Here is a 12,797-nt window from a genome sequence, read left to right on the forward strand (position 1 = left end):
ACGAGATCGGCATGGGCGACAACATCTGGCTCGGCGACCGCGACGCCGTCCGCACCCCCATGCAGTGGACCCCCGACCGCAACGCCGGCTTCTCGACGTCGGACCCCGGACGGCTCTACCTCCCCACGATCATGGACCCGGTCTACGGCTACCAGGTCACCAACGTGGAAGCCTCCATGTCCTCCCCGTCCAGCCTGCTGCACTGGACGCGCCGCATGATCGAGATCCGCAAGCAGAACCCCGCCTTCGGCCTCGGCTCGTTCACCGAACTGCCGTCCTCCAACCCGGCGGTCCTGGCCTTCCTGCGGGAGTACGAGGACGACCTCGTGCTGTGCGTGCACAACTTCTCCCGCTTCGCCCAGCCCACCGAACTCGATCTGCGGGTCTTCGACGGCAGGCACCCGGTCGAGCTGATCGGCGGAGTGCGGTTCCCGGCCATCGGGGAACTGCCGTACCTGCTGACGCTGGCGGGCCACGGCTTCTACTGGTTCCGGCTCACCCGGGTCGCATCCCGCATCGGCCGCCGCCACTGAGCGCCCGGCGCCGAGGAAAGGACGCCTCACCATGCCGAAGACCATCACGCTCCGGCCCACGACCGCGGCCGGCGCCGAACGGCCCCTGGCCTCGCTGAGCGGGCTGTTGCGCGAATGGCTGCCGAAGCAACGCTGGTTCGCCGGCAAGGACCGGCCGGTCACCGATCTGTCGGTGCTGTCCGTGACGGAGCTGTACCCGGGCTGTCTGCACCTTCTGGTGCATGCCTCGCACGCCCCGCTGCCCACTCCCGGCGGCACTCCCCCGCCCGGCGACTGCTACCAGTTGCTCCTCGGCCTGCGCGAGCAGCTCGCGCCGCGCCTGGAACGGGCGTACATCGGCCGCGCCGAGCAGGGCACGCTGGCCGGTCTCGCGGTGTACGACGCGCTGCACGACCCGCGCTCCGCCCAGCTGCTCCTGGAACGGATGCGGCAGCCCGGCACGGCGGGTCCGCTGCGCTTCGAGGCGGCCCCCGAGGCCCGGCTGCCCGGCGGACTGCCCCCGCGGCTGCTGGACGCCGAGCAGTCGAACTCGTCGATCGTGTACGGCGACGCGTACATCCTGAAGCTGTTCCGCCGTATCCAGCCGGGCGTCAACCCCGATCTGGAGGTGCCGGGGGCGCTGGCCGCGCAGGGCTGCCGACGGGTGCCCGCGCCCGTCGCCTGGTTTAGCACGACGGCTCCGCGCCCGGCGACACTGGGTGTGCTCCAGCCGTTCCTGCCCGACGCGACGGACGGCTGGACGCTGGCGTTGGACGCCCTGGCCGCGGGCGACGAGTTCACCACCGAGGCCCGCGAACTGGGCCGGGCCATGGCCGAGGTGCACCTGGCGCTGGCCGAGGCGTTCCCGCAGGGCGGGCAGGGCGACAACGGCCGGACGGCACAGGCGATGTGCGCGCGACTGGACGCCGCCGCACACGCCGTGCCCGGACTGCGGCAGTACGTCCCCGGCCTGCGGGCCGCATTCGGCGCCCTGGCCACCTGCGACACCGGGCCGGCGGCCCAGCGCATCCACGGTGACCTGCATCTCGGGCAGGTGCTGCAGGCGGGACGCGACTGGTTCGTCATCGACTTCGAGGGCGAGCCCTCCCGTCCGCTCGCCGAGCGGCGGGCCGCGCACTCCCCGGTGCGGGACATCGCCGGGATGCTGCGCTCCTTCGACTACGCGGCCCGGCAGCGCCGCCCCTGGCGACCGGAATGGGCGCGCCGCTGCCGGGAGGCGTTCTGCGCGGGCTATGCCGCGCGGGCCGGATGGGATCCACGAAAGAAGCACGCGCTGCTGCGCGCTCACGAGACGGACAGGGCGGTGTACGAGGTGCTGTACGAGGCGAGACACCGGCCGGACTGGCTTCCGGTTCCGATGGCCGCGATCAAGCGGCTCGCGGTGTGGGGAGGCTGAGGAATGGCACTGCGCGACACCTCGCTCCCCGAGTCCGCGGGACCCGTGCGGCCCCTGGCCGTGCCCCTCGATCCGGGCGACCGCGCCCGCCTGCTCGGCGGCGCCCATCACGATCCGCATGCCCTGCTCGGCGCTCATCCGGCGCCGGGAGGCATCCTGTTCCGGGCGTTGCGGCCGAACGCCCGCGCCGTCGGCGTGCTGGTCGACGGGATGCACGCCCCCCTCGCCTCCGAGGGCGACGGGCTCTTCGCGGCGGTGCTGCCGTACGCGGAGATCCCCTCCTACCGGCTGCTGGTGGCGTACGACGACACCGGGCAGGAGGTGGAGGATCCGTACCGTTTCCTGCCCGCGCTCGGCGAACTCGACCTGCACCTGATCCGCGAGGGCCGGCACGAGCAGCTGTGGCAGGCGCTGGGCGCCGAGCCGATGACCCATCAGGGCGTGGCCGGCACCCGCTTCACCGTGTGGGCGCCGAACGCCCAGGGGGTGCGGGTCGCCGGAGACTTCACGTACTGGGACGGCACGCAGTACCCGATGCGCTCGCTCGGCGCGTCCGGTGTGTGGGAGCTGTTCGTGCCGGGTGTCGGCGAGGGCGCCCGGTACAAGTTCGAGATCACCTCCCGCTACGGCGGCCGGTTCCTGAAGGCGGACCCGATGGCCCGCCGCACGGAGGTACCGCCCGCGACGGCGTCCGTCGTGGCGGTGTCGCGGTACGCGTGGGGCGACGCGGAGTGGATGGCCCACCGCGGCGACACGCCCGTGCACGAGGCGCCGTTCTCGGTGTACGAGGTGCATCTGCCGTCCTGGCGACCGGGTTTGACGTATCGCCGATTGGCGGACGAACTGCCCGCGTACGTCAAGGAGATGGGCTTCACGCATGTGGAGTTGATGCCGGTCGCCGGGTATCCCTTCAGCGGCTCCTGGGGCTACCAGGTCACCTCCTACTACGCGCCGACCCCCCGCCTCGGTTCGCCGGACGACTTCAAGCACCTGGTCGACGCGCTGCACCGGGCCGGGATCGGCGTGATCATGGACTGGGTGCCGGCGCACTTCCCCAAGGACGACTGGGCGCTGGGCCGGTTCGACGGGGATCCGCTGTACGAGCCCGGGGACTCCCGGCGGGCGGAGCACCCGGACTGGGGGACGTACGAGTTCGACTTCGGCCGGACCGAGGTGCGCAACTTCCTGGTGGCGAACGCCGTTTACTGGTGCCAGGAGTTCCACATCGACGGGCTGCGGGTGGACGCCGTCGCCTCGATGCTCTACCTCGACTACTCCCGTGACTCCGGGCAGTGGGTGCCGAACGCCTTCGGCGGCCGGGAGGACCTGGACGCCGTCGCCTTCCTGCAGGAGATGAACGCCACCGTCTACCGGCGCTGCCCGGGGGTGGTGACCATCGCCGAGGAGTCCACGGCGTGGGACGGGGTGACCCGGCCGACGGACAGCGGCGGGCTCGGGTTCGGACTGAAGTGGAACATGGGCTGGATGCACGACTCGCTGGAGTACATCCAGCACGATCCCGTGCACCGCAAGTACCACCACAACGAGATGACGTTCTCGATGGTGTACGCGTACAGCGAGAACTACGTGCTGCCCATCTCCCACGACGAGGTCGTGCACGGCAAGCAGGCCCTCGTCTCGAAGATGCCGGGCGACTGGTGGCAGCGGCGTGCCGGCCACCGTGCGTATCTGGGCTTCATGTGGGCGCATCCCGGCAAGCAACTCCTCTTCATGGGGCAGGAGTTCGCCCAGGGAGCGGAGTGGTCGGAGGAACACGGCCCGGAGTGGTGGCTGCTGGACGCGGACTACCACTCCGCGGGCGACCACCGGGGCGTACAGGATCTGGTGCGCGACCTGAACACGCTGTACCGGGCAACGCCGGCGTTGTGGCAGCGGGACACCGATCCGGCCGGGTTCCGGTGGGTGCTGTGTGACGCGGCGGACGACAATGTCTTCGCCTTCCTGCGCTACGACCACCAGGGCTCCCCACTGCTCGCGGTGTCGAACTTCTCCCCGGTCGTCCGTGACGACTACCGCCTGTGGGTCCCGCAGGAGGTTCCTGCCTGGCAGGAGGCGCTGAACACCGATGCGGCGAAGTACGGCGGCGGCGGTGTCGCCGTCGGCGCCCCCGGTGCGCTCAAGGCCGAGGACGGGCACCTGCGGCTCACGCTGCCGCCGCTCTCCACTGTCTGGTTGACGCCCATGCGCTGAACCCGCAGGTGTCGGCGGGCCGCCACGAGGGGCAGTCAGGGTCGTACAGACCCAACGACTGCTCCTCGTGTCGTGAAGAGAAGGGCGGTACCGCGTGCGCACTGTCGGAGTGGAGGAGGAACTCCTCCTGGTCGACCCGGACAGCGGGGAGCCGAAGGCGCTGTCGGCCGCCGTCCTCGCCCGTGCCGCCGAGGGCGATCCCGGGCAGGACGTGTTCCATCAGGAACTGTTCGGGCAGATGCTGGAGTTCGCCACCCGTCCGCAGTGGGACATGGCGTCCCTCGGCGCCGAGATCGTGCACTGCCGCAAGGAGGCGGCCCTGCTCGCCGGCGGGACCGGCTGCGCGGTCGTCGCGCTCGCCACCTGTCCGCTGCCGGTCACCCCGGCTCTGAACGGGCACGAGCGCTACCGGTGGATGGCCGGACAGTTCGGGACCGCCACGCACGACCAGTTCGTGTGCGGCTGCCATGTGCATGTGTCGGTGGAGTCCGACGAGGAGGGCGTCGCGGTCCTCGACCGGCTCCGGCCGTGGCTGGCGGTGCTCCGCGCGGCCAGTGCCAACTCCCCGTTCTGGCAGGGCCAGGACACGGGCTACGTCAGCTACCGCAGCCGGCTCTGGGGGCGCGCTCCGTCGGCGGGGCCGACCGAGCTGTTCGGCTCGGCCGCGCGGTACCACCGGCAGGTGGCGGACATGGTGGCCAGCCGGGTCATCCTGGACCGGGGAATGGTCTACTTCGACGCCCGTCTGTCGGTGCGCCACCCGACGGTGGAGATACGCGTGGCGGACGTGTGCCTGCGGGCGCGGACCACCGTGCTCGTCGCCACGCTGGCCCGTGCGCTGGTGGAGACGGCCGCGCGCGAGTGGCGGGCGGGCCGGCCGCCCCTCGACCACAGCGTGAGCATGCTGCGGATGGCCGCCTGGCAGGCCGCCCGCTCCGGCCTGGACCAGGACCTGCTCGACCCCGTGACCATGCGGCCGCGGCCTGCCCCGGAGGTGCTGCGCGCGCTGCTGGAACACACCGGGGAGGCGCTCGCCGACAGCGGTGACACGGCTCTGGTCGAGGAGGCCGTCGCCGAGCTGCTGCGCCGGGGCGACGGCGCCCGCGAGCAGCGGGCGCTCCTGGACCGGACCGGCAGTCTGCGGGACGTCGTCACGGCGTGCGTGCGCCGCACCCAGGACTGAGAGAACGACTTCGGACACGCGCGGATCATCAGCCGATCACGACTTGCCCCTTCCTGGCACCGAAACCGGTTGCCTGGGCTACATTCGAGCACCGCCGACGACAGTGCCGGTCGGCGGAGTCACCCTCCGCACACCCGGGAGCCGCTCGTGCACGACGTCGCACCCGCTCCAGCCTTCGTCCCGCCGCTCACCGGCGGGCTCGCCGACGCCGTCTTCGAGACCGCCGAGACCGATCCGACGCTGCCGGTGCTCGCGCGGCGCGCCGATCCGGCCTCCGCCGTGTGGGAGGAGATCACGGCGGTCGAGCTGCGGGACGCGGTGGTCGACCTGGCCAAGGGACTGGTCGCCGCCGGGATCTCGCCGGGCCACCGCGTGGCCCTGATGGTCCGTACCCGCTATGAGTGGACGGTGCTGGCGCACGCCCTGTGGACCGTCGGCGCGGAGGTCGTGCCGATCCATCCGGCGTCGTCACGGGAGCAGGTCGAGTGGATCCTGCGGGACGCCGGGTGCGTGGCCGTGGCGGTCGAGGACGAGCAGGGCGTGATGACTGTCGGTACGGTGTGCGCGGGGCTGTCCCGGCTGCGGCACGTGTGGCAGCTGGACGCGGGCGCGCTGTCCCGGCTGGCCGAGCAGGGCAGGACGGTGCCGCTGACCACGGTGGAGTCGCTGCGCCGGCTCGTGCTGCCGGACGCGACGGCGGTCATCGCCTACACCTCCGGCACCTCGGGCCGCCCGCTCGGCTGCGCACTGAGCCACGGCAACCTGGCCTACCCGTGCGACACCCTGCTGGCGGGCTGGGGCCACGCCGCGGCGCCGCCGGGCGAGCAGCCGTCGGTGCTGGCGTTCCTGCCGTTCTCGCACGTGTACGGGATCATGATCCAGCAGATCTGTCTGCGGGGCGGGGTCCTGATGGCGTACGAGCCGGAGACGTCCGGGGAGGCGCTCGGCTCGGCGTTGCGCACGTTCCGGCCGACCTATCTGTACGGCGTGCCGTCGGTGTTCGAGAAGCTGTACAAGACGTTCCTGCGGACGGCCCAGCAGGCGGGCCGGGGTGCGCTGTTCGAGCGGGCGGCGCGGACCGCGCGGGACTTCGCCGACGCCGAGGAGCGCCGGCGGCTGGGCAGCGGTCCGGGGCCCGGCCTCGACCTGCGGCTCCAGCACGCCCTGTACGAACGGACCGTCTACCGCAGGTTGCGGTCCGCGCTCGGCGGGCGCATCCTGCGGGGCACGTCGGGCGGCTCCAGCCTCGACCGGGAGCTGTCCCTCTTCTTCGAGGGCATCGGCGTGTACGTCAACGACGGGTACGGGCTGACGGAGACCTCCGGCGGGGTCACGATGCAGCCGCTGGGCCGGGAGAAGTCGGGGACCGTGGGCCGGCCGGTGCCGGGCACCGACATCCAGGTGGCCGACGACGGGGAGATCCTGGTGCGCGGCCCGTCGGTGTTCCAGGGCTACGTCGGCGACCGGGCGACGACCCGGGCCGCGGTGCGCGGTGGCTGGCTGGCCACCGGGGACATCGGGCGGCTGGACTCGGAGGGTTATCTGACGATCACCGGCCGCAAGAAGGACGTGATCATCACGAGCGGCGGCAAGAGCGTGGCCCCGGCGCCGCTGGAGCGGCGGCTGCGCATGCATCCCCTGGTGCACCAGGCGCTGGTCGTCGGCGACGACCGGCCCTGCGTGGGGGCGCTGATCACCCTGGACCCGGAGTTCCTCGCGCACTGGCGGGCCGCGCTGGCACTCCCGGGCGACGTGCCGGGCCGGGAGGCGCGCGAGGAGAACGCGCTGCGGGAGGAGATCGCCCGCGCGGTCGCCGCGGCCAACAGCACGGTGTCCCGTGCGGAGTCCATCCGGGTCCACCGGATCCTGCAGGAGCCGTTCGCCGCGGACAACGGGCTGCTCACGCCGTCCATGAAGCTGCGCCGGGACGCCATAGCCCGGCGCTACGCTGCCGAGATCGACGCGATGTACGAGGCCCGTTCCGTCGCGGCGCTGCGGCGGGTCCCGGTGGAGCCTGCCGACTGGGACGAGCAGGACGACGTCTTCCGGTAGGCGCTCGCGCGGCGCGGTACCGGCGGCGCGCTACCGGCGGCGGTGTACCGAAAGGGTGCCGTCGAGCGGTGGCCGGCACCTCCCGGTGGGCGGTCGACCCGCACCGTGGCGGTGCTCGTGGCGGCCAAAGGTGCCGCCGGTGCGGTAGGTGAGGCCCGGTCGGGGGCGTACTCGGCCCGGCTGTGGGAACCCGCCCGGTGCGGGGGTGAGCGGCAGCGGCGATCGCCCCGTCCCCGGGGCCGGGACGGCCCGGCGGACGGGGCCGGAGAAGGCGAGATGGCGAAAGAGCCACCGCGGTGGGACGGTGCACCGCTTTCGGAGGAGCGCTACGAGCGTGCGTTCTCCTTCCCCGGTGAGCTGCGCAATGTGACGGGCGCGCGGCTCGCCGCGGAGGAGTTCCTCGGCGTCCTCGCCCGGGACGCCCCGCCCGGCGCGCCCGACTCCTGGGACGACATCCTGCTGGTCGTCACCGAGCTGGCCGCCAACGCGATCCAGTACGCGCCCGGGCCGTTCGGGCTGGTGCTGCGCCGCACCTTCGACGGGGTGCACGTGACCCTGCACGACACCAGCACCGTCCGCCCGAAGCCACGGCCGTTCCACCCGGCCACGGGCGGCGGCGGGATCGGCTGGCACCTGCTGCACACGCTGTGCGACCAGGTCAGCGTGGTCGTGGAGGACCACGGCAAGGACATCCACGTGTTCCTGCCCTGGTGACCGGGCCACATGAGTTCGATGTGTATCTGTGCGAGATCCGGATACACCCGGCCTCGTGGGGGCATGCTGGTGCCCACGCGTTCGTCTGCCTGCCGCACCCGACTGGCGCAACGGCCCAGGGCACGGTGGGATCGATGTGGTGGCAACGGTCCAGGGCATGCGAACGGCGTCTAGTCGGACCGGCCTGGAGCCGCAGAAAGGGATGAACACCGTGACACGACCCAGGATCCTGGTGGTGGGGGCGGGCTTCGCCGGAGTCGAGTGCGTCCGCCGCCTCGAGCGGAAACTCGCCCCGGACGAGGCCGACGTCACGCTGGTGACGCCGCACTCCTACCAGCTCTACCTCCCCCTGCTGCCCCAGGTCGCCTCCGGTGTGCTCACGCCGCAGTCGATCGCCGTCTCCCTGCGCCGCAGCAAGAAGTACCGCACCCGGATCATGCCGGGCGGCGTGATCGGCCTGGACCTGCGGGCCAAGGCGGCCGTCATCCGCACCATCACCGACGAGGTCGTCAACGAGCCCTACGACTATCTCGTGCTGGCGCCGGGCAGCGTGACCCGCACCTTCGACATTCCGGGTCTGACCGACTACGCGTTCGGCATGAAGACCCTGGCCGAGGCCGCCTACATCCGCGACCACGTCATCTCGCAGCTGGACCTGGCGGACGCCAGTGACGACCCGGCCGAGCGTGCCGCGCGACTGCAGTTCGTGGTGGTCGGCGGCGGATACGCGGGCACCGAGACAGCGGCCTGCCTGCAACGCCTCACGCACGCGGCCGTGCAGCGCTATCCGCGCCTCGACCCGAGCCTGATCAAGTGGCATCTGATCGACATCGCGCCGAAGCTCATGCCGGAACTGGGCGACAAGCTCGGCCGCAGCGCCCAGGAGATCCTGGGCCGCCGGGGAATCGAGATCTCGCTGGGCGTGTCCATCGAGAAGGTGAGCGAGGACGAGGTCACCTTCACCGACGGCCGGGTGGTGCCGACCCACACCCTGATCTGGACGGCGGGTGTGGCCGCCAGCCCGCTGATCGGCACGCTGGGTGCAAAGACGGTCCGCGGCCGGCTCGTGGTCACCCCGGAGATGACCGTGCCGGGCCAGGACGGGGTGTTCGCCCTCGGCGACGCCGCGGCCGTACCCGACCTCGCCAAGCACGAGGAGGGCGCGATCTGCCCGCCCACGGCCCAGCACGCCATGCGCCAGGGCCGGAAGGTCGCGGAGAACGTCATCGCGGCGCTGCGCGGGCAGCCGCTCCAGCCGTACGTCCACAAGGACCTGGGCCTCGTCGTCGACCTCGGCGGCAAGGACGCCGTGTCCAAGCCGCTGGGCATCGAACTGCGCGGCGTCCTCGCCCAGCTGGTGGCCCGCGGCTACCACTGGTCGGCGCTGCGCACGAACGTCGCCAAGGTCCGGGTCATGACCAACTGGCTGCTGAACGCGGTCGCCGGCGACGATTTCGTCCGCACCGGCTTCCAGTCCCGCAGGCCCGCCCGGTTGAAGGACTTCGAGTACACGGACACCTATCTGACGCAGGACCAGGCTCACTCCGAGGTGGAGGGCGGCGCGGCCGGGAGTTCCTGAGGCGCTCCCGGCACCGCGGACCGCCGGCCTCTCCTTGCGGCGAGTGACCCGGGACCTCGTACGATGCAGGTCGAAGATCATGGTCCGACAGGGAGAGAGCGCGGCGGCGTGAGGGCAGCGGGACGAGCGGTGCACGTGCGGTTGTGGGACCGGCTCGCGGCGTCCGATCCCGGGCTGCTGCGGCTCGCCGCGGGGCTGCGCACGGTGACCTCCATCGCTCTCACCCTCGCCGTGCTGGCCCTGATGGGTGTCCCTGTGCCCCAGTTGGTGGCGGGGGCCGTGTCCGCGATGGTCGCGACCTTCGCCATCGGGGAGAAGCAACGCTCCTCCCAGGCCGTCACCCTGGCCCTGGGGCTGCCGGTGGCGCTGGTGTCGGTGACACTGGGCGCGGTGCTGAACCAGTGGGTCGTGGTCGGTGACCTGTTCTTCGTCGCGCTCATGTTCTGCGCCGTCTACAGCCGCCGGTTCGGCGACCGCGGCACGGCACTGGGCCTGATCGGCTTCCAGATCTACTTCCTGTCGCTGTTCGTCCAGGCGAGAACCCACACCCTGCCCGCCCTGTACGCCGTCATCGCCATCTCCTTCGTGTGCAGTGCCGTGGCCCGGTTCGTGCTGCTGCCGGGAAGCCCGGCGGTCACGCTCGGCAGGCTGCGGCAGGCCTTCCGTGCCCGGCTCGGCCAGCTGATCACCGCTCAGATCGAGTTGCTGGACGCCGGTCCCGACGACGTGGACAAGGTTCTGGAGGACGTGCGCACCGGCACCGCCCGGCTGCACGAGACGGCGCTCATGATCCAGGGCCGCCTCGAGGACGGCACCTCCGACGAGGCGATGGCACGGTTGCTGCAGCGCCGGGTCGCCGACACCGAGGTCGCGGCCGAGCGGCTCGGGCTGATGCTGCTCACCGCGCGCAGTGCGGCGCGGACCGACACGCTCACCCTGCACCTGCCGGGGGCCCCGGTGCCCTCGGGCGGCGAACTGCCGGTGCGGGACGAGGCGACCGCCGCTCTGCGCCGGGACCTGGAGGCGCTGCGCCTGCTGGTGGTGCGGCCGGTGGGCGAGGCCTCGGGCACAGCGTTCGCGCACGTGCGCAACCGGCTGCTGGGGTACCGCGAGGAGGACCAGCTGCCGCAGGCGTCCGCGCCAGTGCAGGACGTCTTCCGTGGGCTCGGCGAGCTCGCGCGGGCCGTGGTCGGGCTGCGGACCGCCCTGGAGGGGCCGCAGGACGAGTCCGACGACTCCCCGGCGACGGCGCGCTCCCGCGAGGAGCTGGACGCCGAGAACGCCGCCATCGAGAGCAGCGAGGAGAGCGAGGCCGAGGCGGCGCCGACCGGGTTGCGGCGGCCGACCACCCGGGCGGCCGTGCAGGTGGCGGTGGGTTCCTGCCTGGCCATCACCGGGGGCGAGCTGCTGTCCAGCAACCGCTGGTACTGGGCGGTGCTGACCTGCTGGATCGTGTTCGTCAACACCTCGTCCACCGGGGAGATCCTGGTGAAGGGGTACCGGCGGCTGCTCGGCACGGTCCTCGGCGTGGTGGCCGGTATCGGGCTCGCCGGACTGGTCGGGCACCACACGTGGACGGCGTTCGCGCTGGTGCTGGTGTTCGTCTTCGCGATGTTCTACTCCGCTCCCCTGTCCTACACGCTGATGTCGTTCTTCGTGACGGCGGCTCTGGGACTGCTCTACACGTTGCTGAACACGTACAGCCTCTCGGTGCTCGTGGTGCGCATCGAGGAGACGGCGCTGGGCGCGGCCTGCGGGGTGCTCGCTGCGGCGGTCGTGCTGCCGGTCAACACCGACCGGCGTACCAACGAGCTGCTCGTCGCCGTCCTCGACAAGCTGGCGGACCTCACCCGTGCGGCGGTGGACCAGCTGAGCGGCAATCCGTACGCCGACCTGGTGGACAAGGCGCGCGAGCTGGACCAGGCGCTGGCGGATCTGCGGGCCGGCACGCAACCGCTGACCCAGCGTCTGACCCCGCTGCGCGCCCGCCGGAACACCGCCCAGTACGTCGTGGCGCTGCTGGAGACGTGCGCGTACCACGGGCGTTCGCTCGCGGCCACCGCCGAGTTGCTGCCCACCCACCCGTCGATCGCGGCGGATCCGCGGCTGCGCGGGGTCTGTGCGCGGATCGTGCACAACATCGAGGCGATCGCCGCGCATGTCCGGGACTCACGCTCGACGGCCGAGATCGAGACCGGCCCGAGCATCGCGTCGATGCTGGAACCGGGCACGCTGAGCACCCCTCGCTACGGCCGGGTGACCGACCGGGTCCTGCGGCATCTGCAGCGTCTGGACGAGGCGGTGACCGGCCTGGCGCGGCCCCTCGGCCTGCGCGTCGAGCGGCCGAAGAAGTGACGACGTGCGAGGCCTGACGCCACACGAGTGAAACGGGTCACTTAGCCCGTTCTCGGTTGTGCGAGCGCCCAGGGGATGGTTTATCGTTCACGCATACCTGGTGACGGAGTGAAGCCGGACCGACCCCCGCGCATCCTCCGGGCATCACCACATACGGCCCTGGCTGGTCTCCCCCGTCCAGCCAGGGCTTTTTTCTGTCCGCGGCACGGTTCACCGGCCGAAACCCGCGTTCTTCGAGGTGCTCGGCGCGGCGGCAGCGGCTGAAATGGGCTTAGGGAAAGCACCCGAACCGCCGCCGGCGAGGAGCCCCGCGCCATGACCAAAGCGATAAAACTGCTGACCGCCCTGCCCCAGGCACAGCGCGAGCGCCTGATGGAGCTGGCCCAGGAAGTCTCCTTCCCGGAGGACTCCCGGATCTTCGAGGCGGGCGGCGTCGCCGACCGCTTCTGGGTGATCCGCTCCGGGGCTGTCTCCCTGGACCAGCAGGTCACCTCCCGGCAGCACGTCACCGTCGCCACGCTCGGCGCCGGTGACATGCTCGGCTGGTCCTGGCTGTTCCCGCCGTACCGGTGGGACTTCGGGGCGGTGGCCTTCAGCAACGTACGGGCCTACGAGTTCGACGGGCCCTCCGTGCTCGCGCTGTCCGTGGAGGACCCGCTGCTCGGGCTGTCGCTCGTGCGCACGGTGGCCGAGATCCTCGCCCACCGCCTGGAGACGACCCGCGGCAAGCTGATGGACCAGTACGCGATCCGGCGGCAGCGGCCGGTGTAGGCC

9 protein-coding genes are annotated in these 12,797 nt (G+C 71.9%); all 9 read left to right on the forward strand.

The window, feature by feature from the left end; all coding sequences use genetic code 11:
- A partial coding sequence (locus ACWD5D_RS30475) for an alpha-glucosidase C-terminal domain-containing protein (RefSeq protein WP_451375987.1) occupies positions 1-533 on the forward strand: 533 nt, incomplete at its 5' end.
- 31 nt (positions 534-564) lie between these two features.
- Positions 565-1,929, forward strand: a complete 1,365-nt coding sequence (locus ACWD5D_RS30480; protein ID WP_451375988.1) for a maltokinase N-terminal cap-like domain-containing protein — start codon at positions 565-567, stop codon at positions 1,927-1,929.
- A 3-nt stretch (positions 1,930-1,932) separates the two neighbouring features.
- The gene (glgB, locus tag ACWD5D_RS30485) at positions 1,933-4,140 is read left to right on the forward strand and encodes a 1,4-alpha-glucan branching enzyme (RefSeq protein WP_451375989.1); all 2,208 of its coding nucleotides are present in this window, start codon (positions 1,933-1,935) and stop codon (positions 4,138-4,140) included.
- Between the two features lie 94 nt (positions 4,141-4,234).
- Entirely contained in the window at positions 4,235-5,323 is a 1,089-nt protein-coding gene (locus tag ACWD5D_RS30490) for a glutamate--cysteine ligase 2 (RefSeq protein WP_451375990.1), read from the forward strand.
- A 147-nt stretch (positions 5,324-5,470) separates the two neighbouring features.
- Complete coding sequence (locus ACWD5D_RS30495; RefSeq protein ID WP_451375991.1) at positions 5,471-7,375, forward strand: AMP-dependent synthetase/ligase; 1,905 nt, start codon at positions 5,471-5,473, stop codon at positions 7,373-7,375.
- A gap of 276 nt (positions 7,376-7,651) precedes the next feature.
- A complete protein-coding gene (locus ACWD5D_RS30500) occupies positions 7,652-8,089 on the forward strand; it encodes an ATP-binding protein (RefSeq protein ID WP_451375992.1) in 438 nt (145 codons plus the stop codon).
- A 202-nt stretch (positions 8,090-8,291) separates the two neighbouring features.
- The gene (locus ACWD5D_RS30505) at positions 8,292-9,668 is read left to right on the forward strand and encodes an NAD(P)/FAD-dependent oxidoreductase (protein ID WP_451375993.1); all 1,377 of its coding nucleotides are present in this window, start codon (positions 8,292-8,294) and stop codon (positions 9,666-9,668) included.
- A 108-nt stretch (positions 9,669-9,776) separates the two neighbouring features.
- Positions 9,777-12,023: an FUSC family protein gene (locus ACWD5D_RS30510; RefSeq protein ID WP_451375994.1), complete on the forward strand. Its 2,247-nt coding sequence runs from the start codon at positions 9,777-9,779 to the stop codon at positions 12,021-12,023.
- 315 nt (positions 12,024-12,338) lie between these two features.
- Positions 12,339-12,794, forward strand: coding sequence for a cyclic nucleotide-binding domain-containing protein (locus tag ACWD5D_RS30515; protein ID WP_451375995.1), 456 nt, complete (start codon positions 12,339-12,341; stop codon positions 12,792-12,794).
- The last annotated feature ends 3 nt before the right edge of the window (positions 12,795-12,797 follow it).

The sequence above is a fragment of the Streptomyces sp. NPDC002520 genome (assembly GCF_053595235.1).

Coding starts and splice junctions, on each gene's coding strand:
- ACWD5D_RS30515 (WP_451375995.1), top strand. CDS start 12,339: ATGACCAAAGCGATAAAACTGCTGACCGCCCTGCCCCAGGCACAGCGC.
- ACWD5D_RS30505 (WP_451375993.1), top strand. CDS start 8,292: ATGAACACCGTGACACGACCCAGGATCCTGGTGGTGGGGGCGGGCTTC.
- ACWD5D_RS30500 (WP_451375992.1), top strand. CDS start 7,652: ATGGCGAAAGAGCCACCGCGGTGGGACGGTGCACCGCTTTCGGAGGAG.
- ACWD5D_RS30480 (WP_451375988.1), top strand. CDS start 565: ATGCCGAAGACCATCACGCTCCGGCCCACGACCGCGGCCGGCGCCGAA.
- glgB (WP_451375989.1), top strand. CDS start 1,933: ATGGCACTGCGCGACACCTCGCTCCCCGAGTCCGCGGGACCCGTGCGG.